This window comes from Pseudomonas sp. ArH3a (assembly GCF_022648765.1).
Lineage (GTDB): Bacteria > Pseudomonadota > Gammaproteobacteria > Pseudomonadales > Pseudomonadaceae > Aquipseudomonas.
The window spans coordinates 3,383,529-3,409,681 of record NZ_CP080330.1 but is presented as its reverse complement, the minus strand read 5'-3'; the positions used below and the strand labels follow the sequence as shown (position 1 = coordinate 3,409,681).

Genomic DNA, 26,153 nt, shown 5'->3' with positions numbered 1-26,153 from the left:
ATCAAAGCGTTACAGAATCAATACGTAGGTCTTGCGCACGGTCTCCTGGATGTCCCAGATTCCGGTGCTGTTGGCCGGCAACATCAGTGCATCACCGGCTTGTAGGTGGACGATTTCACCGTCGTCAGGGGTGAAGGTGCAGCGGCCCTGGATAAAGTGACAAAACTCCTGGGATTTGATCTGCCGACGCCAGCGGCCTGGGGTGCATGCCCAGATGCCGGTTTCGACGCCGTCGTTGCGCTCCACGCTCAGGGTCGAGGCCACGGCGATGGGCTCGCCCAAGGGCACGGCCACCGGTGACGAATCCGGCAAGTGGGCGTTCAGCGCGTCTTTAAATTGAGTGATGCTCATGGGTTTTCCCGTGTGAGTGAAACGGCTTAGTGCATGAAACCTTCCATGAACCCGGCTACGCCGGTCGCCAACGTGCGGCGCCAAGGCGCGGTGTTAGGGTTGGCTAACACCTGGTCTTCATGGACAAAGCTGCGAATGATCGCGTTGTAGCCCAGCCAGCGGCAGGGCTCAGGCTCCCAGGCCTTGAGCGCGTCCAGGCCACGCTCGCGGATCACCCAGGGCTGGGTGGTCAGTGGCGTGTCGAGACCCAAAATCAGATCGGCCAGGGTGCGGCCACCCAGGTTGGTGGCGCCTACGCCCTCCCCGCCGTAACCGCCGGACAACGCGATGCCGGTCTTGTGGTCGCAGAGCATGTGTGGGCGGAAGTTGCGCGACATGCCGAGGTTGCCGCCCCAGGAGTGGGTAATCTTGACGTTTTTCAGCTGTGGGAAGAGTTCGCCGAACAGGTAGCGACGCAGCTGCACTTCGCTGTCAGTCAGGTCGAAGTTGTGGCGCAGCTTTGCGGCGAACTGATAGCCGCCACGCGCGCCGAACACCAGGCGATTGTCGGCTGAACGCTGGCCGTAGGTGACCTGGCGACTGCTTTCGCCGAACGCCTGACCGTGGCTCAGGCCGATTTCGTCCCAGGTACTGGCCGGCAGCGGCTCGGTGGCCACAATCAGGCTCTGTACCGGCAACTGGTAGCGCCCCAAAGGCGGCAACGTCGTGGCATAACCCTCGACCGCCGGCACCACCCAAGCGGCGCGCACACAGGCTTTGGCTGTGCGCAGGCTGCCAGACTGCCAGTGGGTGACTGGGCTGTTTTCGTAGATCGTGACCCCCATGCTCTCCACCACGCGCGCCAGGCCGCGCACCAACTTGGCCGGGTTGATGGTCGCGACGTGGGGTGCATAGATACCGCCATAAGGCTTGGCGATGCGGATCTGTTCGGCCAGCTGTTGCGGGCTCAGCCAGCGGTAATCGTCTTCGGTCAGGCCTTGGGCATGGAGTTTGTCGAGGTAGCGGCGCAGGCTGCCTTCCTGCTCGGGGTAGCGCGCAGCGCAATACAACGCGCCACCCTTGCGGTAATCGCAGTCGATGCCCTCGCGGGCCAACACCTGCGCAACTTCATCGGGAATGCCGTGCAGCAGGTCAAAGGAGGCGCGGCGCTGTTGCGGCGAGAGGCTGGCCAACAGCCGGTCTTCGCCGAGCAAATTACCCATCAGCCAGCCGCCGTTACGGCCAGAGGCGCCGAAACCTGCGGTCTGTGCTTCGATAATCGCGATGTTCAGCTCGGGCGCCTGGCGTTTCAGGTAATAGGCGGTCCACAGGCCGGTGTAACCGGCGCCGATAATGGCCACGTTGACGTCAAGGTCATGCGTAAGTGACGGCCTGGCCACCAGCGGGTCATCCAACTGGTCCATCCATAAACTGATATTGCGCCATGCCGGCATGCCAAGCTCCCCTACCTCGTTTCGATAGGCTGGATCCTAGAGCGCGGGGTTATGGGCTGTCTTGCGCGCGTGCACGCAGAGAAATTTGTTTGACGTAAGCCTTGGGCGATTGGCCGGTGTGCTGGCGAAACGCGCTGTAGAACGCCGACAGCGAATTGAAACCGGCGGAGAATGCCAGGTCATCGACCTTGATCGGTGGCTGGGCTTTATCCAGCGCGGCCAGCAAATGCTGGAGCCGGGCCTGGTTGACGTAACGGTAGAAGCTCTGCCCGAGCACCTGGTTCAACAGGTAGGAAATCTGATTGCGGCTGTAGCCACACTCCTTGGCAACCCGCTGCAGGTCCAACTCGGGGTCCAGGTAGGGTTGCTTGAGTTCGAAGTATTGCTGCAGGTCTTTGGCCATATGCCCCAACTGCTGGGGCGACAGGCCCAGGCGGCTGACCGTGGGGCGCATGGCCTGGGTCGGCTGCTCGTGCACCAGGGACGCGTATTCATTGACCCGCCAAATCAGCCCATCGCGCACGGTGATGGCTTCGCTGGTACGAAACGACACCAGGCCCTGGCCGCCGCGCAAGGTAATGCGGTACTGGATGAACGCGGTGTCGCCGTCGGCGCGGATGCGGTCAGTGTGCTCGATCGCCTCGTCGGCGCCACGCGGCATGCTGGCTTGCAGATACTCGCGCAGTTCAGCGTAACCGATGACGCGGTTCTGGAAAAAGTCGTGGTACTGGATTTCAGGGTGGTAGTAGGCCATCACGCCATCCAGGTCGCGATGGCGCCAGCACAAGTGGTGACGCAAGACCAACTCGCCGGTGGCTTGGGTGTTCTGGCAATCATCGGCGGGGGCGATGCTGGGCATGTAGGGCTCTACGACGGATAAAACAGCTGAGAGTGCCGGATTTTACCAGTGTGTGCAGGCGTCAAAAGGCACATCTGAGTAGTGGCGTTTCGCCTAGTTTGTAGTAGGAGATGACGCACATCAAATTAATCGAAAACAACTGCCGAACGGACTCAAAAAAGTCACCTTGAGCGTGCGAACGAGTGCTATTTTTGATGTTCTTCGACGCCAAGACCCGTGAAGGTCGTGGCCCCCTGCAGCGAGCTAAAGGAAGCGCTCAATGAACAAGGTGGGCAACATGAATAAAGTGACGTTCCCGAACGCCTGCCAGCTGATGCGCTGGCATTTTCATCCGATGGGCTTTGAGGGGAGCATGGACGCCCCCGGCAGCATGGTCGCCCGCCTGTTCGACCGGGCCAGCGGCGAGACATTGATCGCCATTGCTGGCATCCCTTGCGCCACCGTGATGAATGCCGCCGATGTGGAGCGCATCATCGAGGCGGTAGAGGATGAGCTGGAGTGTTTTGTACCGCCGCTGTCGTTGCGCGCCTGAGGCTGATTTGTCAGGTGATGTCTATCTAATGTGGGAGTGGGCTTGCGATGGCGTCATCTCGGCATCACTGATAAACCGAGGTGCTGCCATCGCAGCATAGGTATCTACGCAACTTTTTGTGTCGTGCTAGGCCGATGACGAGTTTTTTAGGTAGATATGAGTACATATCCGTTGCTGCGGTAACGGCTGATATGGGTTCCGCCCTTACGGCGGGTCACTTTTGAAAGAGCCCAAAAGTAACCAAAAGGCTCTTGCCCCACCACTCGGCACCTCGCCTAGGCTCGGTGTGCCCTCACTCCGGCTTTGGACCGTGGGCCGCCGCCATGGGCCATCCTTGGCCCATCGCGGCTAAACCGGCGTCCTGCCGGTTTACCCACGCTCCAAAGCCTGCGTTCGGCCAGCGTGGTTAACGGGGCGCCTAAGATCAAGATCAAAAGCAAGAGCACGGCGGCCTAGTAGCCGACCTGAGTGGTAGAAGCAAAAGCAGGGCAAAAGCATGGCAGCACACCTTTTGCCTGATATACCGAGATCCCAATGTGGGAGCGGGCTTGCTCGCGAAGGCGGTGGTTCAGTCAGCTTATTTGTAACTGACACACCGCCTTCGCGAGCAAGCCCGCTCCCACAATTTTGACCGAGTTTGGCTGCTGGCACCGCTGTGCTCTGCTTTTCTGTGGGAGTTGGCTTGTCGGATCGCCGCACCGCTGCGATGCAGGCACCTCGGTGTATCAGTGACAACCAGTTGATGCCATCGCAGGCAAGCCAGCTCCCACATTAGATTGAGTTCAGTTTCAAATATCAGGTCGGCTGTCAGGCCGCCTCGGTTTTGCTTTTGATTTAACCACTCAGGTCGGCTACTAGGCCGCCGTGCTTTTGATCTTGATCTTGATCTTGATCTTGATCTGCTTTTGATCTTGATCTGAGGCGCCCCGTTAAACCACGCTGGCCGAACGCAGGCTTTGGAGCGGGGGTAAACCGGCAGGACGCCGGTTTAGCCGCGATGGGCCAAGGATGGCCCATGGCGGCGGCCCCCGCTCCAAAGCCTGCGTGAGGGCACACCGAGCCTAAGCGAGGTGCCGAGTGGTGGGGCAAGAGCCCTTTTGGTTACTTTTGGGGCTCTTTTCCAAAAGTGACCCGCCGTAAGGGCGGAACCCATATCAGCCGTTACCGCAGCAACGGATATGTACCCAGCCCCCCGAGACAACCAAAGAATTCAACCCATAAAAAGATGTGTAGATACCTATGGCCACCGCGGGCAAGCCTGGCTCCCACAGAAGCCAGCGCTCACATTGAAATTGCTTTCACTCACTGACCGCGCTGATCGTTGAAAAACGCTTTCTTCCCATCTACTCGCTCCGAAGCCCTGGGCACATTCACGCCCTGGCCTTCCGGCTTTTCCACATACCAATAGCAATGGCTCGCCGCCCGGGTAATGCCGACATAAGCCAGGCGCAGCACTTCGTCTTTTTGCGCAGTGTCATACGGCTCGCTGTCACCGTCCTTGCCCAGGCCCGCCATGCGGTAGACCTGGTTCTTGTAAGGCGAACTGGTCACATGCTGGCAATCCCCAAGCAAAAATACTGCGTCCGCTTGCAGGCCTTTGGCGCTGTGATAGGTCAGTTGTTTCAATCGGCGCACCGCGGGCGGCAAGCTAGAATCAACATTAATAACAGACTGAATATGCTCTTGAATCAATAACTTATCGCTGCTTTTTCGATACAGCATTAAGACCGATTCGCCCTTTTGGTAATGCTCCAGCAACTGCCGGCCTAACGCAGCATCGTCCCTTTCCAATACCGTTACCGGCACTAACGCCTTGGGTTCACCACTGGCCTTGGCCTTTTTGCCGGGGATTGCCGGTGCGGCGCGCACGATATGCTCGGCGGCATCAATGACGTGCTGGTGGCTGCGGTAGTTCTCGCTCAGCATCACACGGGTGGTGCTGGGTGACGGGAATTCCTGGTTGAACGCCATAAAGTACTTGGGCGAACTGCCGCGCCAGCCATAAATCGACTGCCAGTCATCGCCCACACACAGCAGTGATGAGCGTTGCGCGCCCCGGCCCACGTGCATCGCCGGGCCACGGCTGCGAATTTCGCGCAGGCTGGCGCGAATCCACGAGACGATCTGCGGCGATACGTCCTGGAACTCGTCGATCATCAGGTGCGACATCGGCCGCAGCAGTGGATCGCTGAGCAACTTGAGGTTTTCCGGGGTGTTCTCGCCGAACAGCGAGAACATGCGGTTGTAGGTCATCACCGGCGGCACCTGATCGAGCAGATGGTCTTCCAGGGCTTTCCAGAAAATGCTCAGGGCTTCAAAGAAGAACCGGTCCGGGTCGTCCTTGGCGAAGCTCATCTGGCCGACGGCGGTGGGTACGTCCAGCCCGAGGTTCTCGATAAAGCCGGCCGCCATGACAAAACTGTCCAGCAGCGGCGCCGAGGCCAGCTCGCCTTTGACCTTGTAGTCAAAGCCAGGCCCGGCGCTGGCGTCGCCGGCCAGACTGCTTAAAAGACGCTTTGAAGATTCGTAACTATCTATCCATATCAATGGCTTACGACAGAAAGCTTGAAACAACGTGCGCTTTACCGCCCATTCTGCACGTACCGACAGCTTCGAATTGGGTCGGCTTATCTGGGGGTTCTCTCGCGAATCGAAGCCCAGCACCACCCAGGCATCCAGCTCCGGTATGTAACCGTGACAATGAAATTGCGCGCCATTGATTTCGAAGGTCTGCCGGCTTGGTTCGATACCCTTGATCGGCCAGGCACCGGCGCGAAACCACAGGTCTTCGATCACATCGCAGAGTTCTTCATCGCGCTTGGCCGCCAGTTCGGTCACGGCTACGCGCTTTTGCACATCCGGGTGGTCACGCTCGAGCTCCCTGAGCTGCAGGCCCTGGCGCGCCAACGGCGTAATCAGCTCGCGAAAGCGCGCGTGTTGGCCATGCAGCCGGTGGTAGCAGGCATTCATTTGTTGGCGCTGGGCGTCACTGATGCGCAGGTCGAAGGGGTTGCTGTCGGCGTCTTCGAAGCCACTGCTGAGGTTTTCAAAGGCTTGCAGGCGTTCAAAGCCCGGCAAGCTGCGTACCATCGGCAAAATGCGCGAGTGAAAGGTCCGCACCACGGCCTGAGCCTCTTTAACGCCAAGGGGTTGGCCCCACAGGCTGAGAATCTCCATGAGCTTGTTGATGAAGTCCTTACGCGACTCGCGGGTGAAGGTCACCACGGTCATCGAGCTCAGTTCAAAGCCCAGGTAATGGGTGAGCAGCAGGATACGCAGGACCAGCGAGGTGGATTTACCGGCACCCGCTCCCGCAATCACCGAGGTCGAGGGCGTGTCACTGAAGATCATCTTCCATTGCGCCGCACTCGGCTGCGCATGCGCCGGCAGCAAGCGCGCCACGTCGGCCTTCATGCGCTTCTTCACGTCTGTGGTGAGCGGCAGCCGCCAGTCGTCGAACAGGCTGTCATCCACGCCCGGCGCTCGGTGTTCATCGGGGCGAAAGTCGCGGATCAGCAACACCTGCCGACCTTCCTCGATACCGTCGGCCTTGCCCTCGCGATAGCCATATTCCACACCGGCCTCGTGCCCGCTGCGAAAACCGTCGGCCTGGCCGTGCAGCCAGGAAAACCGATGCTGGGCACGTAAACGCGTCAGGCCATGCCCGAAAAGACGCGCAGCGAGCCGTTTCAGCAGAGGCATCTCGGCTAATGGACGAAGTTCGGGGGGCAGATCAGGCGTTTGTTGCGGCACGCGGACTCCAGCGATGAGGTTGGTTTTGGCGAAGGTGCCATGGTCGCCGGAATCGGCGCTCAGTTCCAGCCAATTGCTTTGACGTCATGCAGTTAGGCGATGAAGTGAAAGTCAAAACGCCAGCAACCCATCGAATTAATGGATTGGAATCAGGCATTTTTTACGCTTTTTATCGATCATGCTCTGCTGGATCATGGGCACCATCAACAGGAGACCCTCATGCTCGAACTTCGACCTTTCAACACCCTCGGCGGCGCCCATCATGGCTGGCTTGACGCCCATCACCACTTTTCATTCGCCGAATACCACGACCCCAAGCGCATGCACTGGGGCAACCTGCGGGTATGGAACGACGACATCATTGCGCCCGGCACTGGCTTCCCACAGCACCCGCACCGCGACATGGAGATCATCACTTATGTGCGTGAAGGTGCCATCAGCCATGCCGATAACCTGGGCAACAAAGGCCGCACTGAGGCCGGCGACGTGCAGGTGATGAGTGCAGGCACTGGGATTGCCCACAGCGAATACAACCTTGAAGCCACGCCGACCAAGATCTTCCAGATCTGGATCATTCCGAATGAAGCCGGCTTGCCGCCTTCCTGGGGTGCCAAACCTTTTCCCAAAGGTGACCGCGAGGGTTTTGTGACCTTGGCCAGCGGCAAAGCGGGTGACAGCGAAAGCCTGCGCATTCGTGCCGATGCGCGCTTGGTGGCGGCCAACCTGAAAGCGGGGGAAAGTGCTGAATATCACCTGGACAGCGGGCGCCGCGCGTATCTGGTGCCGGCGACGGGGGTGATTGAAGTTAATGGCTTGCGTGCACAGGCTCGGGATGGTGTGGCGGTTGAGGATGAGCAGGTGTTGCGGGTGACGGCGATTGATGACAGTGAGATCGTGTTGGTCGATTTGGCTTGATCTTCGGTCTGGGGCTGGGGCGCTGGGGCGCTGGGGGCATATCCGTTATTTGGGTGATGGCTGATATGGGTTCCGCTCTTACAGCGGGTCACTTTTGGAAAAGAGCCCCAAAAGTAACCAAAAGGGCTCTTGCCCCACCACTCGTTGCCTCGCCTAGGCTCGGCATGCCCTCACTCCGGCTTGAATCCGTGGGCCGCCGCGATGGGCCATCCTTGGCCCATCGCGGCTAACCCGGCGTCCTGCCGGGTTACCCACGGATTCAAGCCTGCGTTCGGCCATCGTGGTTTAACGGGGCGCCTAAGATCAAGATCAAAAGCAAGAGCACGGCGGCCTAGTAGCCGACCTGAGTGGTTAGATCAAAAGCAAGTCGAGGCGGCCTGACAGCCGACCTGATATTTGAAACTGAACTCAATCTAATGTGGGAGCTGGCTTGCCTGCGATGGCATCAACTGGCTATGCCTGATACACCGAGGCGCCTGCATCGCAGCGGTGCGACTTGCCCGCTCCCACATTTACAGCTGGGTGTCAGTTACTCGGAAATGGCCCCGTCCACCAACATCTGCGCCTCTTCCACCAACTGCTTAAGGTGATCTTCACCAATAAAGCTCTCGGCATAGATCTTGTAGATGTCCTCGGTCCCCGATGGCCGCGCAGCGAACCACCCGTTTTCGGTCATCACTTTCAAGCCGCCAATCGCCTGGTTATTGCCCGGCGCATGGCTGAGGATCTGCTGGATGCTCTCCCCAGCCAACTGCGTCGACGTCACCTGCTCAGGCGACAGCTTGCCCAGCAAGGCTTTCTGCGCCGGGGTGGCCTTGGCGTCGACACGAATCGCGAACGGCTCGCCCAAAGCGTCAGTCAGCCCACGGTAGATCTGGCTTGGGTCCTGACCTTTACGCGAAGTCATTTCCGCTGCCAGCAAGGCCGGGATCAAGCCGTCCTTGTCGGTGCTCCACACGGTGCCGTCCTTGCGCAGGAACGAAGCCCCAGCGCTCTCTTCCCCGCCAAACCCCAGCGAACCGTCGAACAGACCATCGGCAAACCACTTGAAGCCTACCGGCACTTCGTACAAACGACGGCCAATACGCGCAGCAACACGGTCAATCAAGCCACTGCTGACCACGGTCTTGCCCACGGCCGCATCAGTGCGCCAGTCGGGACGGTTCTGAAACAGGTAGTCGATGGACACCGCCAGGTAGTTGTTCGGCGCCAACAGGCCGCCGGACGGGGTGACGATGCCGTGGCGGTCGTGGTCCGGGTCGCAGGCAAAGGCCACGTCGAAACGCTCCTTGAGGCCGATCAAGCCTTGCATCGCATAGCTGGAAGACGGGTCCATACGGATCTGCCCATCCCAGTCGACGCTCATGAAGCGGAAGGTGGAGTCGACTTCGGTGTTCACCACATCCAGGTTCAAACGGTAGTGCTCGGCAATCGCCGACCAGTAGCGCACCCCTGCTCCGCCCAACGGGTCCACGCCCAGGCGCAGGTCGGCGCTGCGGATGGCGTCCATGTCGATCACATTGACCAGGTCGGCCACGTAACTGTTGAGGTAGTCATGGCGATGGGTAGTATCGGCCTTGAGCGCCTGGGCATGGGTGATGCGCTTGACCCCGGCGAGTTTGTTAGCCAGCAGTTCGTTGGCCTTAGCCTCGATCCACTTGGTGACGTGGGTATCAGCCGGGCCGCCGTTAGGTGGGTTGTACTTGTAGCCGCCGCTTTGTGGCGGGTTGTGCGACGGCGTAATGACGATGCCGTCGGCCAAGCCACTGGTGCGGCCACGGTTGTAGCAGATGATGGCGTGGGAAATCGCCGGGGTTGGGGTGTATTCATCGCCTTCGGCCAGCATCACGTGCACGCCATTGGCGGCCAGCACTTCCAGGGCACTGGCCCCGGCCGGTGTCGACAGCGCGTGGGTGTCCAGGCCGACAAACAAAGGCCCATTGATGCCTTGGGCTTCACGGTACAGGCAGATGGCCTGGCTGATGGCAAGCACGTGCCATTCGTTGAAGCTCAGTTCGAACGAGCTGCCACGGTGCCCGGACGTACCAAAGGCCACGCGCTGGGTGGAGATCGCTGCATCAGGCTGGCCGGTGTAATAGGCCGTGACCAGTCGCGGGATATCCACCAGCAACTGAGCTGGCGCCGGTTTGCCCGCAAAAGGACTGATTGTCATGCATAAACCTCGAAAAGAAGGATTTTGAGAAAAACGACAGTTTACTGGGAGTTGGACTACTGCGCGACGCTATCGATCCTACGCTCACAAGAGAAATTTCATTCGCTAATCGATTTGAGCCTGCCGCAGTGCCTCGCCCAGTGCCGCCAGCACAACTTCCAGGCTGGGCTGCCCGTGGAAGGTATGGCTCAAGCGCACATGTTGGTGGTGCAGGCCGCCGACGCTGAACAGTTCCCCAGGCGCCACGACCACCTGCTGTGCCAGCATTTGCTGGAATACCTCGCGCATGTCCACCGCACGGGTGGAGCCTAGCCAGAAGGTCGCACCACCGGCGGGCATCTGGTAGGTCACGTGTTCACCCAACTGCTGGTCCAACTGCTGGCTCATGTCCAAGGCCTGCTCACGCAGCAGCTGGCGCAAGCTGCGCAGGTGCAGGTCGATTCGCCCGCTGTGATAGACGCGTGCAATGGCGCGCTGACGAATCGAGGACAGCCGGAACGAGCGCAACAGGAACTGACGTTGTAATTCGCTGCTCATCTGCCGGGTCAGCACATAACCGTAAGGCGCCTCTGGCCCGAGTATTTTTTCGAAGGAGGAAAACACCACCAGCCGCTCAGGGTTGACCAAATCGCGCAGGGCAACAGGCGGTGGCTTGAAACTCAGCTCACCATAGGTGTCGTTTTCCAGCAGCCAGCAACCGTAATGATCAAGCAGCTGCGCCACGTCCAGGCGCTCGCGTGGCTGCATGGCAACCCCCGACGGCAGGCTGACCGCTGATGACAGCAACACCAGTTGCACTGTCTCCCCGCGTAACATCCCTTCGAGCGCCGCCAGGTCCAGGCTGCCATCCACCGCCCAAGGCAACTCAATGATGCGCACACCGGCATCTTGCAGCAGGCGCAGAATCAGCCAGTCACAGGGCGACTCCACAATCACCGTGGAGCCCGGCAGGTCCAGCACTTCGATGAGAATCTCCAACACGCCACGCAGGTCGGCGCCGATATACACGTCATCGGCATGCCAGCAGCGAGTGGGCGACGAGGTGTAGCGCGCCGCCAATGCCGCTCGCAGCTCCCACACCCCGCAAGGCTGGGACCAGGCCTGCAAGTGGCGCGGGTACTGGCGCACAAGCTCGCGCTCCAGCCGTAGCAACGTCGCGTCCAGGGAGACCAGCAACGTAGGCTCATCGCTACTGAGCACCACCATCCCAGGGCGCCGCGCGGCCACGTAGAGGCGCTCGAGCAAATCCCCACTTGGCAACGTCGAAGGGCTGCCGGCGAGGGGCCAGGCGTAATAGCCTGACTTGGCCACCGAATACACCCGGCCCTCTTTCTCCAGCAGTGAGTACGCATACTGAATGGTGGAAATCGAGACATTCAGGCGCTGGGACAACTGGCGCAGCGACGGCAGTTTCACGCGGGAGTCGGTACTGACCTCGTTGATCAGGTTGATCATGTAGCGATAGACCGCCTGATAGGCGAAGTCCGCCTGCCGCTCACCACGCAGCGTCATCGCCCGGACAGCTGGAAGGCCAGTTCGCCGTCAGCCATAGGCCGTTCATGACGTGGGCTGCGTGCAGTTGCGCCGGGAACCAGCGTCGTCGGCCGTTTGCGGTACAGGTGCTGGAGCAACGGTAGCGGTACCCCGCTGGTGTCGGCGAGCCACTGCTGCAACATCTCGGCGGCAGGCTTGCCCTGCAACACCTTGTGCAGTTCAGGCAAGGCCACCAGCATGCCCGGATGGCACTGGCGCAAATAGCCTTCCAGCCGTTCGCCATGATGGATGAAGGGCGAAAACAACAGACAGATCAGTTGGCCCTCTTCCAAGCCGAAGAACTGTTCGGCACATTGGGTCGCCAGCACGCGTCCTTCGCGACTCATGGCTTGGGTTATCAGCGTATCGGGAATCTGAAGATCACGCAGGTACTGCGCGGCCTGTAGAAAGAACCCTTCGACACCCTCTTCGTAATCCAGCTCCCGCAGGCATTCCGCTTGCAGGCCGCGCAGGTGCGCCATCAGCAACGGGTTGGCAACCGTAGGGTGGCTGAAATGAAAGCCCAGCGGGTCCGGGTTATAGGCCATGAACTCGGTAAGCAAAGGCGCGCACGTGCGGTCAACGCCCTCAAGCAGGTCGGCAATGCCGATGGAGGCCAGGTTGCGATGCCCACCCGGGCTGGCGTTAGCCTTGGGCACACAGTGCTCGCCGAACAGGTCACGGTAGAAGCCTTCGCTCCATTCGTCCATCCGCGCGAACAGCCCGTTGAGCGATGCCGGCTTGTCGGTCGCCAGCGTAGCGCCTGCGGCCTGGGCGGTCTTTTTCAGCCAGGCGAGGAGCTGGCTCTGTTTGCGCGCGGAATCGCCGCTGGCCACGGCATGCACCCCGCCGTTCCACGCGGTGACACGCTGATAGAAATCCCCCAGGGCCAAGTAGGTGTCATTGCACAGTGTTGCGCAGATATCGCCGGAGGTCAGATGCCCTATCATCAACCTATTGCGCTGGCTGGTTTCACAGCCGACGCTGGACAACGGGCGCTGGTAGTTAAAGGGCAGCACCTGTTGGTTTTCCACCATCAGCAGCTCAACCCGTTCGTCATCGTGGAAAAACAAACGGCTGTAACCGCGATGGATCGTATCGAGGGTGTCTTGGGTCATGCCGGTGTGGCGCAACGTGGCAACCCGCAGCTGGAACGTCCTCGGCGCGCGCCCGGCAATACTCAATTGTGCGGCGCGCAGCATGGCCAGGGTGTAGCTGCTGACCTCCCCGCCGCCATGGGCTACCAACACCTTATAATCCCCTATCTGCTCCATGCCCCCTGCGGCCACGACAATACGCTGGATCAATAATTGAAGTGCTGTGCGTTCTGCGCGGGTAAAGTACCCAATCAAACGCTGCTGAACTTGTTGATAAACATAATTCATAGCCTGGTCGTGAATAGCGCTCATAGCTGTACTACCTGAGTTGAAATATCAGTTTCGAATAACGACAGAACGTAGTTGTTCGACTTATTGCGTCTGTGAGAATGTCGCCCGCGGCGAATGCTCGCGATGTATAAACACTAGCACCCCGCAACAAATCGACATAGGCTGGTTACTCGACTCCCCATGGGGCATCCATTGCTCCCGATGGCCTTATCGTCAAGCATCTAGGCCGTTTACGGCAGAGATCCTAGGAATCTTCCGACAGCCTCCTACGCCACCTTCACCCTGTATTAAAAGACTCATCCGACAAATATAACTCGCCAAACTTTAATCCTCGTTTGTGTACCGCTTGAAATCCGCCTTGAAAGTACCCGCCTGCGCGTGCACGCGCAGGCACTGAACTATTAGTTAGAGGAAGTACCTGCAGCTGTATCAGCAAATCAATCATTACTCAGTCCTTGAGTTGAAAGTGAAGACTCAATTATCAGGACTGAAATTATGATTAACAGATACAGAACTTGGCAGAAAACCAGTTCAGATAATAATCAAGCGATACACCGATAACGCAGACACAACAACGCCGCGCTGAATTTCAGGGCGGCGTCAGGGGGAAAGGTATCGTTTACAGGACCAAACGGCATTGGCACGCTTCAAACAGTGTGCGAGTTAAGCCCTGTCAAATGGCGCATTTGCCCCATACACACGGGGTTTGGAATACTCCTTTGCGAATATTCCTACACCTCAAACAGCTTCAACCTGCAATGCAACTCGCTCGCGGCACGGGCATTCGTCCATATAACGGTGCGCTTCCACGAACTGGTTGAACGCAAACACCGTGGTTTTAAGCGGCACCAGCACGCGATCAGCCGTCAGTTGGTTGATATCACGCAAGGCACGCTGCAACGCAACCTGGTCTTGAATGATGCCAAGCTCCGGCTTGCCGGTGAAGTTGCCGATGCAGTGCACAAAGAACTGAATGTTCTTCTGGAAGGCGGCGCAGGCCGGGAATGGCGTCTGGTTGCCACCTTGCAGGCCATAAAGCACCAGGCTGCCACGCGGTGCCAGTACATCACCGAGCAGCGACATTTGCGGGCCGCCCAAGCCATCGAACACCACGTCTACGCCGCGATTATCGGTGAACTTGTTGATCTGCATAAGCAAATCCTGTTCTTCAGTGACGATCACCTTTTCCGCGCCCAGGGACAGCAGGTACTCACGCTCGGCACTGTCTTTGGTCGCGGCAATCACCCGCACGCCCAGGGCTTTGCCCAGTTGCACGAACGAGGGGCCAGAGCAGTGACTCGCGTCGGTGACCAAGGCGAATTGGCCGGGTTTGACCCGCGCCAAGTCCACGTAGGCAAAGTAGGCAATCAGCAGCGGCGTGTAGTGCACGCTGGCTTCAATCGGGCTCAAGACGTCCGGATAGCGGGTCAAGGCTGAACGGGGCAGGACGATCTGTTCGCCATACACCGGATAATCATTGGGGCTCTCGGCCGGAAAACTGGCCACTTTATCGCCCACTGCCAAGTCATCCACGCCGTCGCCGAGGGCTACAACCACCCCGGCCATCTCGTGGCCAAGGCCGGACGGCAGACGTGCATGGGAAGACGCCAGGTTCTGGCGCCATAGAATGTCATACCAGCTGATGCCAATCGCCTCGACACGCACCTGCACTTCGCCCGGTGCGGGCTGCGCGGCTACATGCTCTTCGCACTTGAGCACCTCGGCCGGACCAAACTTGTGAAAACGAATCGTGCGGGACATCGCAAACCTCGTCAAAGTAACCTCTAATGCCATGAACTCTATCTGGGCTTTCCAGGTAAGGCCACCGGTCGCCGTTAATAGTCGACATGCTTGTCATTGATTCCGCAACTGAGGTATTGACCTCAGCTATCGTAGGAAAACTCAATTATCTTGTGCAGAGTACCAGCCTTTCCCCGTAAGATTCATGCCGGTCATGCGTCTACATGGAACCCAAGGGCTCTGTAGGTGGCCGCTCTCGTCAAGTAAGCTGACTCTTCCAGGACACAAGATGAACCGTAACGACCTGCGTCGTGTCGACCTTAACCTCTTGATCGTATTCGAAACCTTGATGCATGAGCGCAGCGTGACCCGTGCCGCCGAGAAACTGTTTCTCGGTCAGCCGGCCATCAGCGCGGCCTTGTCGCGCCTGCGTGGTCTGTTCGATGACCCGCTGTTTGTACGTACCGGGCGCAGCATGGAACCCTCGGCCCGCGCCGTGGAAATCTTCGCCCTGCTCTCTCCCGCGCTGGACTCGATTTCCACCGCCGTGAGCCGCGCCGCCGAATTCGACCCGGCCACCAGTACGGCCGTGTTCCGTATCGGTTTGTCCGACGACGTTGAATTCGCCCTGCTCCCCCAGTTGCTCAAGCGCCTGCGCGCCGAAGCCCCCGGCATCGTGCTGGTGGTACGCCGCGTTAACTACATCCTGATGCCGGGCCTCTTGGCTTCTGGCGAGATTTCCATCGGCGTCAGCTACACCGCCGACCTACCAGCCAACGCTAAACGCAAAGTACTGCGCCGCAGCTTGCCGAAACTGCTGCGCGCCGACAGCGTGCCCGGCTCGCTGAGCCTGGACGACTTCTGCGCCCGCCCCCACGCGCTGGTGTCGTTCTCCGGCGACCTGAGCGGGTTTATCGATGAAGAGCTGGAAAAGCTCGATCGCAAACGGCACGTGGTCCTCGCCGTGCCGCAGTTCAACGGGTTGGGCACCTTGCTCGCCGGCACCGATATTCTGGCGACCGTGCCGGACTATGCGGCCGAGGCGCTGACCTCAGCAGGCGGTTTGCGCGCAGAGGACCCGCCATTGCCAGTGCGTACGTTCGAACTGCATATGGCCTGGCGTGGGTCGCAGGATAATGACCCAGGCGAACGCTGGCTGCGGTCGCGGATTCAGATGTTTTTTGGCGACCCCGACAGCCTCTAAAAATCCTCGGCGTAATCGCCCAACAGCACCGGCAGTTGCTCGCGTAACCACTCCACCCAGGTGCGTACCTTGGCATCCAGAAACCGCCGCGACGGGTACACCGCGAAAATACGCCGTTCGCGCAGTTTGTAAGCCGGCAGCAACCGCACCAGCGAGCCGTCCTGCAGGGCTGCGTGGGCGCTGAAAAACGGTAACAGGCTGATGCCCATGCCCTCTTGTGTCGCCTTGACCATGGCGTCGGCGACGTTGGTTTTGAAGGTGGTGCCGGGCGCAATGGCAATGTCGCCCGCTTCGCCCGGGAACAGCCATTCGTCCTCCTGAAAGTCTCTTAAATGCAGGCGCCGGTGCTGCAGCAGCTCAAGCGGATGCTCGGGCACGCCGTGTTTGGCCAGGTAGCCGGGGGCTGCGCAAGTCACGCTGAATAACTGGCCGATCGTCTGGCTGACCAGGGCCGAATCCGGCAACGCATGGGCGATGCAGATGACCACGTCGTGCCCTTCTTCAAGGGGGTCCGGGTTGTGCTGTGAAAGGGTCAGCGCTATGGACACGTCGGGGTAGTGCTCACTGTAACGGGCGATCAACGGCGTGATCAGTACGCCCAGCCCGCTCATGCAGTGCACCCGCAAGCATCCGCGCGGGTTGAGGTGGGCGCCGCTGGCTTCGGCGGTGGCGGCGTTGATGTCGTCGAGAATGCCTCGGCAGCGCAGTAGGAAACGCTCGCCTGACTCGGTAAGGCGCAAGCGCCGGGTTGTGCGCTGCAGCAGGCGCGTTTGCAGATGCTGTTCCAGGTCGCAGATCAAGCGGGACACTTGCGCGCCGGACAGCGCCAACACCTCTGCTGCCGACGCAAAACTGCCGCGGTCGACAACCTGGGCAAACACCCGCATACCATTGAGCAGATCCATCAGCGTTGCACCTTGATTGCTACGTAATACGTACGAGTCATTTACCGGTTCGCGGCTTTAACCCCGCGCCGGAGCCACTACACTGGACCCTACTGAACAGAGGGCCACAGCATGAACATCAGATTTCTAAGCCTTATCTTGCTCTTCACTGCCACCGGCGCTTTTGCCGCCGGCGGCAATGACAGCCCGGCGTTGGATATCCAGCACGTGGTGTCCACCACCGCGGTACCCGGCAGTTGCCAAGTGGAGCCGGCGACCCTGGTGTACCTCGATAGCCAGGGCGCCCGCCACACCGTCACCTACACGGTGATGGGCACCTGCCAGGGCGGCGTTTAAAGCAGCTTCCAGGTGTAACTGAGGATCAGCCGGTTCTCATCGATGTCGCTGCGGTAGTTGGAACGCGCCATCACATTGCGTACGCGAATACCCAGGCCACTCAATACGCCACTTTGCACGGCATAACCGATCTCGAGGTCACGCTCGCGGTCCTTGCCCTCATAGCCCGCGCCGGTGGTCACGTTGTCGCCGGTGATATAGCGCACCGTGGTCGTCAACCCCGCAATACCCAGCGCCGCAAAGTCGTAGTCGTAGCGCACCTGCCAGGAGCGCTCGTCGGTATAGGCGAACTCGTAGGTGGGCACCTCGTTGCCCAGCGGCGTGATATTGGCAAACACGCGTGGGAAGGCGCTGTCGCCGTACATCGCCTGATAACCCACATAGAAGGTGTGGCCGCCACGCTTGGCCGACAGCAGCGAGAAGAACGCCTGGTTGTCGATTTTGCCGAGCAGTTTGTCGCCCTCCTCTTGCGCATCGTAGTAACCCAGGTTGGCGCCCAGCACCCAAGCCCCTGCCGGTTGGCTGTGCTTGAGGCCGATAAAGTTCTGGGCATAGATGTCGTTGAGCTGACCATGCCAGAGGCTGACGCTGGTGCGATTGCCGTTGAAGGCATAGTCGCCGCCGACATAGTTGAACGCGTCACTCTTGGCCCCGCGCTGCGGCACATGGCCGAGCATGGCGATCATCTTCTCGTCACCGGCCTCATTGCGCAGGCTGGTAGTGGTCAAGTGCCCGGCCTGCAGCGTGAGGCCGCTGATCTCGCTGGAGCTCAGACTCACCCCCTGGTAACTCGGCGGCAGCAGGCGGATGTCACTGAAGGCCAGCACCGGCAGGTTGGGCTGTAATTCACCGGCCTTCAATTCGGTTTTAGAAAAGCGGGCCTTGAAGGTCAGCCCGAGGCGGCTGTAGTCATCGGCGGCACGGCCATCGTCCTTGACCGGCAGCAAGCCGGTATTGGCCCGATCCGGGCTGCTGTCGAGCTTGAGGCCCAGGGTGCCCTGCGCATCCAGGCCAAAACCCACGGGCCCAGGGGTATAGCCGGATTTGTAGGTCAGGATAAAACCCTGGCCCCACTCTTCGGCCCTGGATTGCTTGTTGGCGCCGACGATGTCCGAGAAGTCACGGCTGAAGTAGTAGTTACGGGCCTGCAAGGTGGCTGTGGAATCCTTGAAAAAATCGCCCTCGTCAGCCGTCGCCGCAAGGGGCACGCCCAACAGGGCGTGCCAGATACGTTGTGTGTTCATGTCGTTGCTCTTAGTTATTGTTATCGACGGTTTGGGAGGTCACAGCGTCTGGGCGGCCGGCAAGGCCGCGATGGAGCGCCGTTCGTTCAGGGCGAATACGCTCATCGCCAGTGCGGCAATGGCACCGGGTATGGCAAACACCATGAAGTTCAATTGCAGGGGCAACTCGATCGCCATCAGTGCGCCGCCCAGCAGCGGACCGACAATCGCGCCATTACGCCCGATGCCGGAGGCCCAACCCAAGCCGGTGGCGCGAATCGACAAGCCATAGAGCTGCGCCGCCCCGGCATACAGCAGGATTTGCGTGCCGATAGTGGTAGCGCCCGCGACGAAGATCAGCAGGTACAGGACCGGCATCGGGCTGTTAATGCCCAGCAGGCTGATGGATACCACCGCGGCGATAAAGAAGCCGATCACGACTTTCACTAGGTTCAGCCGATCGCCCAAACGACCGCCGACAAGCGCCCCGGCCATACCGCCCAGGTTCAGGGCAATCAGGAACGACAGGCTCGACCCCAGGCTGTAACCGGCGCCTGCCATCAGCTTGGGCAGCCACGAACTCAGGGCGTAGACCATCAGCAGGCAGCAGAAAAACGCAGTCCATATCATCGCCGTGCGTAAGGCCAAACCATGGCGGAACAGCTCCACCACCGAGGCGCCTTTGCCTTTGCTGTCGGTGACGACCAGTTCATCTTCGGCATTGATTACAGTGCCCGGCGACAGCCGATTAAGCAGCGCCCGTGCCTGATCCACACGGCCCTGGCGGATCAGAAAGCCGATGGACTCGGGCAGCCAGTACACAATCAGCGGCAACAGCAGCAGCGGGATGACCGCGACAAAAAACATCGACTGCCAGCCATAGCTCGGCAGCATGAAAATCCCCACGCTGGCTGCAAGCATCCCGCCCAGGGAATAACCGCTGAACATGACGGCCATCAAGGTGCTGCGCACTTTTTTTGGCGCATATTCGTTGATCAGCGCCGCCGCATTGGGCATCAACCCGCCGCAGCCGAGCCCGGCGATAAACCGCCAGATTCCGAACTCGGTGGGGCTTGTGGCAAAGCCATTGATCACCGTGGCGATGCTGAACAACGCGAAGCAAAATACGATGCCTTTCTTGCGCCCGAAGCGGTCCGCCAGGGTGCCGAAGATCAGCGCCCCAAACATCATGCCGAACAGCGCATAGCTGCCCAGCGCGCCGGCCTGCAAGGGGGTCAGCCCCCACTCGCGCATGATCGACGGCAGCACCACGCCGTAGATAAACAAGTCATAACCGTCAAAGATCAACAGCAAGGCACACAGGCTCACGACCAGCCAGTGGAAGCGGTTGAACGGCGCATTATCAATAATTGAATGAACATCATGGGTACGCATGGCAGTGCTCTCTTTTTTGTTTTTGTGAGTCAGTGTCTGCAGGAACAGCGGGTCAGCCGAGGTCGCCACCGCCTACCGGCAACGTCACGCCGGTGATATAGGAGGCTTCGTCAGAGGCCAGAAACAGAATCGCGCAGGCTTGTTCGTCGATGCTGCCGTAGCGCTTCATCGGGCTGCTGTTGAGGGTCTGGTCGACAATCTGTTGGTACCACACGCGTTCCTGCTCGCTTTGCGGCTGGCTGTTGCGCGGGATGCGGCGCGGCGGTGCCTCGGTGCCACCGGGCGCGGTGGCGTTGACGCGGATGCCACTGCCGGCGGTTTCCAGGGCCAGGCAGGCGGTCAGGGCATTCACCCCGCCCTTGGCCGCGCCATAGGGCACGCGGTTGACCCCGCGTGTGGCCACCGACGAGACATTGACGATGGCGCCGCGGCCCTGTTCCTGCATGTAGGGCAACACGCAATGGCAGCACCACAGCGTGGGGAACAGCGAGCGGCGCACTTCGGCTTCAATCTCACCGACGGCGTAGTGTTCAAAGGGTTTGGCCCAGATAGTGCCGCCGACGTTGTTGACCAGAATGTCGATACGCCCGAACCGCGCCTGGGCGGCGGCCATCACCCGTGCGCACTCGGCGTGTTGTTCCAGGTCGGCGGTGAGGGTCAGCGCCCGCTCCTGCTGCAATTCATGCACAAGCTCGGAGCGATCGACCGCGACCAGCCTGGCGCCCTCCTCCAGCAAACGCTCGGCGACACGCCGGCCGATGCCCTGGGCTGCGCCGGTGACCAGCGCAACCTTGTTGTTGAAACGTGGATTCATGGGCATGTCCTCAGGCGGCATCGCTGCTGGCGATGGCGTTAGCGGTGAACTTCTCGTAATGGAAACTGGCCGGGCTCACGCCTTGCTGCTTGAAGTGCTGGCGCACCGCATCGACCATCGGCGGCGGGCCACACAGGTACACGTCGACGTCACCGCCGTTGAGTGCCTCAGGGGCCATGTGCTGGGTGACATAACCCTGGCGCAGGTGGGCGGTTTGCGGGTCGGCCACGCAGGTCACCACGCTTAAATTGGGCAGCCGCGCCGTGAAGGCCTCCAGCGTCTGGATCAATACCAGGTCCTGATCTCGCGTCACGCCATAGATCAGCGTGATCGGGCGGCTTTCCTCACGCTGCGCAAGTGCTTCAAGCATCGATAGGAACGGCGCCAGGCCGGTGCCGCCGGCCAGCAACAACAACGGCCGCACGACCTCACGCAGGTAGAAACTGCCCAAAGGCCCGGTCATGGGCACGCTGTCACCCGGGCAGGCGCGCTCCAGCCAGCCGCTCATCAAACCGCCAGGCACGTGCTTGATCAGAAAACTTGCACGCGTATCGCCGGGGCGGCTGCTGAACGAATACGAGCGCGTCTGCCCGCTGTCGGGGACGCCGATATTCACGTACTGGCCAGGCAGAAAGACCGGCACCTGATCCAGCTCGAAACTCACCTGCAGCGCGGCATCGGCATGCCGGGTAATGCTCGCCAGCGTCGCGACAAACTGCGCGGTGCCGGTCTTGCAGACGCTGGACGGCACTGGCACAGCGATCACGCAGTCGGACTGAGGCACCATCTGGCAGGTCAGCACTTGGCGTTCCTGGGCTTCATCTTCGCTCAAGGCGTCTTCGATGTAGTCGTCGCCCAGGTCATAGGCGCCGGTTTCGCAGCGGCACTTGCAGGTACCGCACACGCCGTCCGAGCAGTCCATCGGCAGGTTGATGCGTTGGCGAAAGGCGGCATCAAGCACCTTTTCACCCACCTTGCAGTCGATGAAACGGGTCACGCCATCCTCGAAGTTCAGGGCAATGGCATAGGTCATGGCGGTGTCCTCAGATGTGGTAGATGTCAATGACCTGGTGGATGTAGTCGTTTTTCAACACCACCTTCTTTCGCGTGATCAGCGGCTGTTCGACGCCGATGTCGAGGCAATAAAACGAGGTGCCGAAATAGCTGTCCGTGGTCTTGTAGCGATGGCTCAGGGTTTGCCAGTTAAAGCGCAACTCCACCTGCGCCCCGTCGTCGGCCAGCACCTCCAAGTTGGTGATCATGTGCACGGTACGTGGCTCGGGCGTGCTGGCGCTGGAGCGTTCAGTCTTGATCCGGAAGATGCGGTCTTCCAGGCCGTCACGGCTGGGGTAGTAGATCAGCGAGATTTCACGTTGCGGGTCTTCGGTGAGGGTGTCGTGGTCGTCCCAGGCGGGCATCCAGAACTCCACCGTGGGCGAGTAGCACGCCAGCCATTGATCCCACTGACGGTCGTCCAGCAGGCGCGCCTCGCGGTAGAGAAAGTCCAGCAGGCAGTCACGGCGCAGGCTCATGGCTGCACCTCACGGTCGCTGGCTATCAGCCCTTGCCTCTCGCGCTGGATCGCACGCTGCAGGCTCTGGGCCCAGTGCGCATGCTGGCGCACGAACAAGCCCTCGTCTTCGGTTTTAACCCCGCTCAGTTGCGGGTGCATGCCCATGGCCAGGGCGTTCTCGTCGGCCCCTTCCACCCACTGCTTGGCGCCACGGCTAAGGTCATTCCACAAGCTGCTCGCGCCCTGGTAACCGGTCTGGCAGGCCCGAAACTCTTCCAGGTCATCCGGGGTGCCCATGCCGCTGACGTTGAAAAAATCTTCGTACTGGCGGATACGCGTCGCCCGCTCCTGGGCACTTTCGCCGATGGGCGCCATGCAATAAATCGTCACTTCGGTTTTGTCGACCGCAATGGGCCGCACCACGCGGATCTGCGTCGAAAACTGGTCCATCAGGTACACATTGGGATAGAGGCACAGGTTACGGGTCTGGTCGACAATAACGTCGGCACGCGCCTGGCCCAGACGCTCAGCCAACTCGGCACGGTGGGCGTGCACCGGGCGCACCTCGGGGTTGAGCAGGCGCGTCCATAGCAGGATATGCCCGTGATCGAAGGCATAGACGCCGCCCAGGCTTTTCGACCAGCCATTGGCGTCGACAGTGCGCGTGCCTTCGGCCTCGTAATTGCGCCGGCCCATGGTCGCCGAGTAGTTCCAGTGCACGGAGCTGACGTGATAACCGTCGGCGCCGTTCTCGATCTGCAGCTTCCAGTTGCCGTCGTATACATACGACGAACTGCCGCGCAGCACCTCCAGGCCCAGCGGGGCCTGGTCGATCATCTGGTCGATGATCACGCGGGTTTCGCCCAGGTAATCGCTCAGCTCCGGCACGTCTTCGCCGAGGCTGCCGAACAGAAAGCCACGGTAGTTTTCAAAGCGCGCCAGGCGCTTGAGGTCGTGGGAGCCATCGCAGTCGAAGCTGTCCGGATAAGCCCCAGTCTTCGCATCTTTGACTTTGAGCAGCTTGCCGGCGTTGCTGAACGTCCAGCCGTGAAAGGGACAGGTGAACGACCCTTTGTTGCCTTGTTTGCGCCGGCAGAGCACGGCGCCGCGATGTGCGCAGGCGTTGACCAGGCCATGCAGGACGCCCTGTTTGTCGCGGGTGATGACCACCGGCTGACGGCCGATCCACGTGGTGAAGTAGTCGTTGATCTCGGGCACCTGGCTTTCGTGGGCCAGGTAGAGCCAACCCCCTTCGAAAATGTGCTGCATTTCCAGGGCGAACACGTCGGGGTCGGTGAAAATGTCGCGGCGGCAGCGGAACACCCCGGTAGCGGGATCTTCCTGAACGGACTCGCGCAGTTGGCTGGCGAGGCGGTCGAGTTTACTGATCATGGGGCAGGCCCTCCGTTTTTCTTGTATCAGGCGTCCCCACCGTAGTTGTTTGCCCTACGCCTCGATATCCGGTTTCTGCACATCACTGTCCACTTGGCGCATACCACTTATCGATGACGTTTCCAGGTCTGCGATGGCAGCTCGCCAAAGCGTTTGCGATAGGCCTCACTGAAGCGCCCCAGGTGCATGAAACCATGGTCCAGCGCCACCTCCGTCACACTGCGCGCGGTGCTCAGTTGCAGGCGCGCGTGCACTCGTTCGAGCTTGCGCCGCCGCACATAGTCACGCGGCGACAGGCCAACCTGGCGCTCAAACAGGCTGTACAGCGACCGTTCGCTGACCTTCGCAACCGCCATCAGTTGCTCGACGCTGATGTCGTCGGCCAGGTGCTGCTCGATGAACTCGCGCACCGCCTCAAAGCCACCGCCTTGCGCCGCCTGAGGGACCACCCGCAGCACATTGTTGGCGAGCAGCGCCAACAGCTTATTCGCCACGATGCGCTCATACAGACTCTGCATCTGCGGCTCAGCGGCGTTTTCCGCCTCATGGCAGATCAGCCCCAGTAACTGCAGGAAACCATTCATTTCAGTGAGTGCGTGGCGTGCCGTCGCGAAGCGGATGCCCGACTGCGGCAGCGTCCAGTGCTGCTCAAGGCAAGCGTTTTCCAGCAGCCGCACCGGCAATTTGATGATGAATTTTTCGCAGTCGGCAGAATAGGTCAGGTCCACCGGATCATCCGGGTTGATCAGCAGGATCTCGCCCGCGCCCAACACCTGTTCCTCGCCACGGGAGTTGGAGCGGCAGTGGCCACTCAGCAAAATCTGCAAGTGATAGATGGTTTCCAGCGCCACCGACGTGACCCGCACCGGCGCGCCGTAGCTGATGCGGCACAAGTCCAGGCTGGAAAACGTGCGATGGCTGATACTCGCCTGCGGCCGCCCCTTGGGGGGCAGGCGAATGCAGTGGCTGCCGACATGCTGGTTGACGTAGTCCGACACCGCATAGGCATCGGCCCCCTGGAATATCTGGCTGCGCTCACTCAATAGCACGGTCATGGTTGCGCCTCTTTTATAGTTATTGGGCTTAGGCTGACGCCTGGGGTATGGGGCGTCCAATATGGATAAGGTCTGAATGAATACCCTGGAGGTATCGTCACATGGGCTGCGGCCGTGTTTCCGGGGTGCGTCGGGGGTAGGTTTGAGGTGAAGATGGCGATTTCATACTTTGAAACAATACAATCAGGGTCAGCACCCACGCAAAGATCGTGCGCAACCAGGTGCTGAAACCCACCTGCATTGCGGTAGGCACCGGCACTTAACGCCAGGTTGGCGCCGTGGATATGGCGGAGGTTCTCGGTGAACGGGTACAGGGCAAGGTAGCGCGAACGCACCGACTCACCGTACTCGCTCCAACTGTCTGGCACACCAAGGCTTTTCGGTCACTCCGATGGAACGATACATCGCCTCGCCGCCTCTACCCACTAGGTAAGCCAACGCGCGGAGCGCAGAGGTTGCGCTCGCAAAAGATCAACGCGGTTGAATCCGCCAGCCACTAAAAAAGGACAGCCACCATGTCGTACGATTTTCAAGGCATCGCCAATGTCATCACCGCCTCTCGGCACATGGGCACCCACTCGGATGAGCACCTTAATGAGTCGGTCAGAATTCAACTGACCAGCAGCGGCAAACCCACCCTTGCACGCTTGAGTTTCGACAGGCCACTGCAATGGCCTGGCCACCCCAACTTTGTCGCGGTCAACTTGCCGGACGGTTCATCTGTCGGTGGTGTGATCGCCGAAATTGAACGTTCGACTGATGGCCCTGGCTGGGTGACGTTTACAGTGGATGACTGACACCGATTCCCTGGCATCGCAACGACCGTCGCATTGTCAGACAATTTTTTGAATCTTTTTTGACGCCAAATATCTGTACTTCATGAGCATCAGGAGTCCTCATGAACGCGAGCGAACTGTTTACTATCGAATATCAACTCCACGGCGTGACGAAGTCTTTTATCGTCCGCGCACCGCAGATGAACAATACGGAAGCTTGGCACTGGGCCAGTTGCGATGCGGGTGTGGCAGTGATACCCAGGTTTGGTCAGCACACGATAAAACGTCTGACTAAACCGATCGCAGAAAAATATGGAATCACTGAGGTGCGCTGGAGCGGCGCAGCGGCAATCCAATGGATGGAGGGACTTACACCGTGATCAGCCAGACCTTTGAGTACACGGCCAAGCAGGCACTGGAAGACGAAATAGCGCAAAACACCAAGATGTTTTTCGAAGCGGACCGGCTTGATGCACACGCCTACAAGCTCATCGAAGCCTACAGCGGCGACGCGGTGACCTGGTCGCGCTTCACCCAAGCCAAGCGCATAGCAGACGCGCAGCGCACCGCCGCTTACCATGAGTGGATGCGTATAAAGCGCGCTGCGCGGGGCTGAAGATCAAAAGCAAAGCCAAGGCGGCCTTACCGCCGACCTGATCCTGGCAGCTAAACTCGGTCAAATTGTGGGAGCGGCGGTGCGACGTGCTCGCGGAGGCGGTGTATCAGTTACACATGTGCTGACTGACCCACCGCCTTCGCGAGCAAGCCCGCCCCCACATTTAGATCTCAGTACATTCAGGTAGATGTGTGCTGCTTTGCTTTTGCTCTGCTTTTGCTTCAACCACTCAGGTCGGCTACTAGGC

Annotated in this window: 23 protein-coding genes; 7 read left to right on the top strand and 16 right to left on the bottom strand. The window is 60.0% G+C overall.

What is annotated here, in order from left to right; all coding sequences use genetic code 11:
- Window positions 1-9: 9 nt before the first annotated feature.
- The 3 genes from K0P33_RS15395 to K0P33_RS15385 are packed head-to-tail and all read right to left on the bottom strand — an operon-like array spanning window position 10 to window position 2,643.
- Complete coding sequence (locus tag K0P33_RS15395; protein WP_242149244.1) at window positions 10-351, bottom strand: cupin domain-containing protein; 342 nt, start codon at window positions 349-351, stop codon at window positions 10-12.
- A 26-nt stretch (window positions 352-377) separates the two neighbouring features.
- Complete coding sequence (locus tag K0P33_RS15390) at window positions 378-1,784, bottom strand: FAD-dependent oxidoreductase (RefSeq protein ID WP_242149241.1); 1,407 nt, start codon at window positions 1,782-1,784, stop codon at window positions 378-380.
- 49 nt (window positions 1,785-1,833) lie between these two features.
- Window positions 1,834-2,643 (bottom strand): helix-turn-helix domain-containing protein, encoded by an 810-nt coding sequence (locus K0P33_RS15385; RefSeq protein WP_094953731.1) that lies wholly within the window; start codon window positions 2,641-2,643, stop codon window positions 1,834-1,836.
- 259 nt (window positions 2,644-2,902) lie between these two features.
- Between K0P33_RS15385 and K0P33_RS15380 the strand changes: the two genes are divergently transcribed.
- Window positions 2,903-3,175, top strand: a complete 273-nt coding sequence (locus tag K0P33_RS15380; RefSeq protein ID WP_026013572.1) for a DUF1652 domain-containing protein — start codon at window positions 2,903-2,905, stop codon at window positions 3,173-3,175.
- A 1,302-nt stretch (window positions 3,176-4,477) separates the two neighbouring features.
- Here K0P33_RS15380 and K0P33_RS15375 read toward each other — a convergent pair.
- A complete protein-coding gene (locus tag K0P33_RS15375) occupies window positions 4,478-6,928 on the bottom strand; it encodes a UvrD-helicase domain-containing protein (protein WP_242149239.1) in 2,451 nt (816 codons plus the stop codon).
- 219 nt (window positions 6,929-7,147) lie between these two features.
- Between K0P33_RS15375 and K0P33_RS15370 the strand changes: the two genes are divergently transcribed.
- Window positions 7,148-7,843, top strand: coding sequence for a pirin family protein (locus K0P33_RS15370; RefSeq protein WP_242149236.1), 696 nt, complete (start codon window positions 7,148-7,150; stop codon window positions 7,841-7,843).
- A gap of 529 nt (window positions 7,844-8,372) precedes the next feature.
- On the opposite strand, the gene pgm is transcribed toward K0P33_RS15370, so the two are convergent.
- From pgm to K0P33_RS15350, 4 genes are all read right to left on the bottom strand, one after another.
- A complete protein-coding gene (gene pgm / locus K0P33_RS15365) occupies window positions 8,373-10,016 on the bottom strand; it encodes a phosphoglucomutase (alpha-D-glucose-1,6-bisphosphate-dependent) (protein WP_242149234.1) in 1,644 nt (547 codons plus the stop codon).
- 105 nt (window positions 10,017-10,121) lie between these two features.
- Window positions 10,122-11,528: a PLP-dependent aminotransferase family protein gene (locus K0P33_RS15360; protein WP_242149231.1), complete on the bottom strand. Its 1,407-nt coding sequence runs from the start codon at window positions 11,526-11,528 to the stop codon at window positions 10,122-10,124.
- Window positions 11,525-12,958 (bottom strand): hypothetical protein, encoded by a 1,434-nt coding sequence (locus tag K0P33_RS15355; RefSeq protein ID WP_242149229.1) that lies wholly within the window; start codon window positions 12,956-12,958, stop codon window positions 11,525-11,527. Before K0P33_RS15355 ends, K0P33_RS15360 begins: the two co-directional genes overlap by 4 nt.
- A 717-nt stretch (window positions 12,959-13,675) precedes the next feature.
- The gene (locus K0P33_RS15350) at window positions 13,676-14,698 is read right to left on the bottom strand and encodes a zinc-dependent alcohol dehydrogenase family protein (protein WP_094953143.1); all 1,023 of its coding nucleotides are present in this window, start codon (window positions 14,696-14,698) and stop codon (window positions 13,676-13,678) included.
- 268 nt (window positions 14,699-14,966) lie between these two features.
- On the opposite strand from K0P33_RS15350, the gene K0P33_RS15345 reads away from it, so the two are divergent.
- Window positions 14,967-15,881 (top strand): LysR substrate-binding domain-containing protein, encoded by a 915-nt coding sequence (locus K0P33_RS15345; RefSeq protein WP_094953142.1) that lies wholly within the window; start codon window positions 14,967-14,969, stop codon window positions 15,879-15,881.
- Here the strand turns inward: K0P33_RS15345 and K0P33_RS15340 are convergent.
- Window positions 15,878-16,786, bottom strand: a complete 909-nt coding sequence (locus K0P33_RS15340) for a LysR family transcriptional regulator (protein ID WP_242149226.1) — start codon at window positions 16,784-16,786, stop codon at window positions 15,878-15,880. The two genes, K0P33_RS15345 and K0P33_RS15340, sit on opposite strands and share 4 nt — an antisense overlap.
- Window positions 16,787-16,897: 111 nt before the next feature.
- On the opposite strand from K0P33_RS15340, the gene K0P33_RS15335 reads away from it, so the two are divergent.
- Window positions 16,898-17,122, top strand: a complete 225-nt coding sequence (locus K0P33_RS15335; RefSeq protein WP_094953140.1) for a DUF2790 domain-containing protein — start codon at window positions 16,898-16,900, stop codon at window positions 17,120-17,122.
- Here K0P33_RS15335 and K0P33_RS15330 read toward each other — a convergent pair.
- The 7 genes from K0P33_RS15330 to K0P33_RS15300 all read right to left on the bottom strand — a co-directional run bounded on the left by K0P33_RS15330 (window position 17,119) and on the right by K0P33_RS15300 (window position 24,514).
- Window positions 17,119-18,366, bottom strand: a complete 1,248-nt coding sequence (locus K0P33_RS15330; RefSeq protein WP_242149223.1) for an OprD family porin — start codon at window positions 18,364-18,366, stop codon at window positions 17,119-17,121. The genes K0P33_RS15335 and K0P33_RS15330 overlap by 4 nt on opposite strands.
- Window positions 18,367-18,405: 39 nt before the next feature.
- The gene (locus K0P33_RS15325; RefSeq protein ID WP_094953148.1) at window positions 18,406-19,740 is read right to left on the bottom strand and encodes an aromatic acid/H+ symport family MFS transporter; all 1,335 of its coding nucleotides are present in this window, start codon (window positions 19,738-19,740) and stop codon (window positions 18,406-18,408) included.
- A gap of 52 nt (window positions 19,741-19,792) precedes the next feature.
- Complete coding sequence (locus tag K0P33_RS15320) at window positions 19,793-20,554, bottom strand: 1,6-dihydroxycyclohexa-2,4-diene-1-carboxylate dehydrogenase (protein ID WP_242149220.1); 762 nt, start codon at window positions 20,552-20,554, stop codon at window positions 19,793-19,795.
- Between the two features lie 10 nt (window positions 20,555-20,564).
- The gene (gene benC, locus K0P33_RS15315; protein ID WP_242149219.1) at window positions 20,565-21,587 is read right to left on the bottom strand and encodes a benzoate 1,2-dioxygenase electron transfer component BenC; all 1,023 of its coding nucleotides are present in this window, start codon (window positions 21,585-21,587) and stop codon (window positions 20,565-20,567) included.
- 10 nt (window positions 21,588-21,597) lie between these two features.
- On the bottom strand, window positions 21,598-22,086 hold the full coding sequence (gene benB / locus K0P33_RS15310) for a benzoate 1,2-dioxygenase small subunit (protein WP_242149216.1): 489 nt from the start codon (window positions 22,084-22,086) through the stop codon (window positions 21,598-21,600).
- Entirely contained in the window at window positions 22,083-23,459 is a 1,377-nt protein-coding gene (locus tag K0P33_RS15305; protein WP_094953134.1) for a Rieske 2Fe-2S domain-containing protein, read from the bottom strand. The genes benB and K0P33_RS15305 overlap by 4 nt, the downstream gene beginning before the upstream one ends.
- 107 nt (window positions 23,460-23,566) lie before the next feature.
- The gene (locus tag K0P33_RS15300) at window positions 23,567-24,514 is read right to left on the bottom strand and encodes an AraC family transcriptional regulator (RefSeq protein WP_242155983.1); all 948 of its coding nucleotides are present in this window, start codon (window positions 24,512-24,514) and stop codon (window positions 23,567-23,569) included.
- A 515-nt stretch (window positions 24,515-25,029) separates the two neighbouring features.
- Here K0P33_RS15300 and K0P33_RS15295 point away from each other — a divergent pair.
- From K0P33_RS15295 to K0P33_RS15285, 3 genes are all read left to right on the top strand, one after another.
- Window positions 25,030-25,311 (top strand): hypothetical protein, encoded by a 282-nt coding sequence (locus tag K0P33_RS15295; RefSeq protein ID WP_094953132.1) that lies wholly within the window; start codon window positions 25,030-25,032, stop codon window positions 25,309-25,311.
- 101 nt (window positions 25,312-25,412) lie between these two features.
- Window positions 25,413-25,670, top strand: a complete 258-nt coding sequence (locus K0P33_RS15290) for a DUF6555 family protein (protein WP_094953131.1) — start codon at window positions 25,413-25,415, stop codon at window positions 25,668-25,670.
- On the top strand, window positions 25,646-25,906 hold the full coding sequence (locus K0P33_RS15285; protein WP_242156166.1) for a hypothetical protein: 261 nt from the start codon (window positions 25,646-25,648) through the stop codon (window positions 25,904-25,906). Before K0P33_RS15290 ends, K0P33_RS15285 begins: the two co-directional genes overlap by 25 nt.
- Window positions 25,907-26,153: the final 247 nt, after the last annotated feature.

Coding starts and splice junctions, on each gene's coding strand:
- K0P33_RS15330 (WP_242149223.1), bottom strand. CDS start 18,366: ATGAACACACAACGTATCTGGCACGCCCTGTTGGGCGTGCCCCTTGCG.
- pgm (WP_242149234.1), bottom strand. CDS start 10,016: ATGACAATCAGTCCTTTTGCGGGCAAACCGGCGCCAGCTCAGTTGCTG.
- K0P33_RS15340 (WP_242149226.1), bottom strand. CDS start 16,786: ATGGATCTGCTCAATGGTATGCGGGTGTTTGCCCAGGTTGTCGACCGC.
- K0P33_RS15370 (WP_242149236.1), top strand. CDS start 7,148: ATGCTCGAACTTCGACCTTTCAACACCCTCGGCGGCGCCCATCATGGC.
- K0P33_RS15395 (WP_242149244.1), bottom strand. CDS start 351: ATGAGCATCACTCAATTTAAAGACGCGCTGAACGCCCACTTGCCGGAT.
- K0P33_RS15285 (WP_242156166.1), top strand. CDS start 25,646: ATGGATGGAGGGACTTACACCGTGATCAGCCAGACCTTTGAGTACACG.
- K0P33_RS15350 (WP_094953143.1), bottom strand. CDS start 14,698: ATGTCCCGCACGATTCGTTTTCACAAGTTTGGTCCGGCCGAGGTGCTC.
- K0P33_RS15385 (WP_094953731.1), bottom strand. CDS start 2,643: ATGCCCAGCATCGCCCCCGCCGATGATTGCCAGAACACCCAAGCCACC.
- K0P33_RS15325 (WP_094953148.1), bottom strand. CDS start 19,740: ATGCGTACCCATGATGTTCATTCAATTATTGATAATGCGCCGTTCAAC.
- K0P33_RS15335 (WP_094953140.1), top strand. CDS start 16,898: ATGAACATCAGATTTCTAAGCCTTATCTTGCTCTTCACTGCCACCGGC.
- K0P33_RS15290 (WP_094953131.1), top strand. CDS start 25,413: ATGAACGCGAGCGAACTGTTTACTATCGAATATCAACTCCACGGCGTG.
- K0P33_RS15390 (WP_242149241.1), bottom strand. CDS start 1,784: ATGCCGGCATGGCGCAATATCAGTTTATGGATGGACCAGTTGGATGAC.
- K0P33_RS15320 (WP_242149220.1), bottom strand. CDS start 20,554: ATGAATCCACGTTTCAACAACAAGGTTGCGCTGGTCACCGGCGCAGCC.
- K0P33_RS15295 (WP_094953132.1), top strand. CDS start 25,030: ATGTCGTACGATTTTCAAGGCATCGCCAATGTCATCACCGCCTCTCGG.
- K0P33_RS15345 (WP_094953142.1), top strand. CDS start 14,967: ATGAACCGTAACGACCTGCGTCGTGTCGACCTTAACCTCTTGATCGTA.
- K0P33_RS15300 (WP_242155983.1), bottom strand. CDS start 24,514: ATGACCGTGCTATTGAGTGAGCGCAGCCAGATATTCCAGGGGGCCGAT.
- benC (WP_242149219.1), bottom strand. CDS start 21,587: ATGACCTATGCCATTGCCCTGAACTTCGAGGATGGCGTGACCCGTTTC.
- benB (WP_242149216.1), bottom strand. CDS start 22,086: ATGAGCCTGCGCCGTGACTGCCTGCTGGACTTTCTCTACCGCGAGGCG.
- K0P33_RS15305 (WP_094953134.1), bottom strand. CDS start 23,459: ATGATCAGTAAACTCGACCGCCTCGCCAGCCAACTGCGCGAGTCCGTT.
- K0P33_RS15380 (WP_026013572.1), top strand. CDS start 2,903: ATGAACAAGGTGGGCAACATGAATAAAGTGACGTTCCCGAACGCCTGC.
- K0P33_RS15355 (WP_242149229.1), bottom strand. CDS start 12,958: ATGAGCGCTATTCACGACCAGGCTATGAATTATGTTTATCAACAAGTT.
- K0P33_RS15360 (WP_242149231.1), bottom strand. CDS start 11,528: ATGACGCTGCGTGGTGAGCGGCAGGCGGACTTCGCCTATCAGGCGGTC.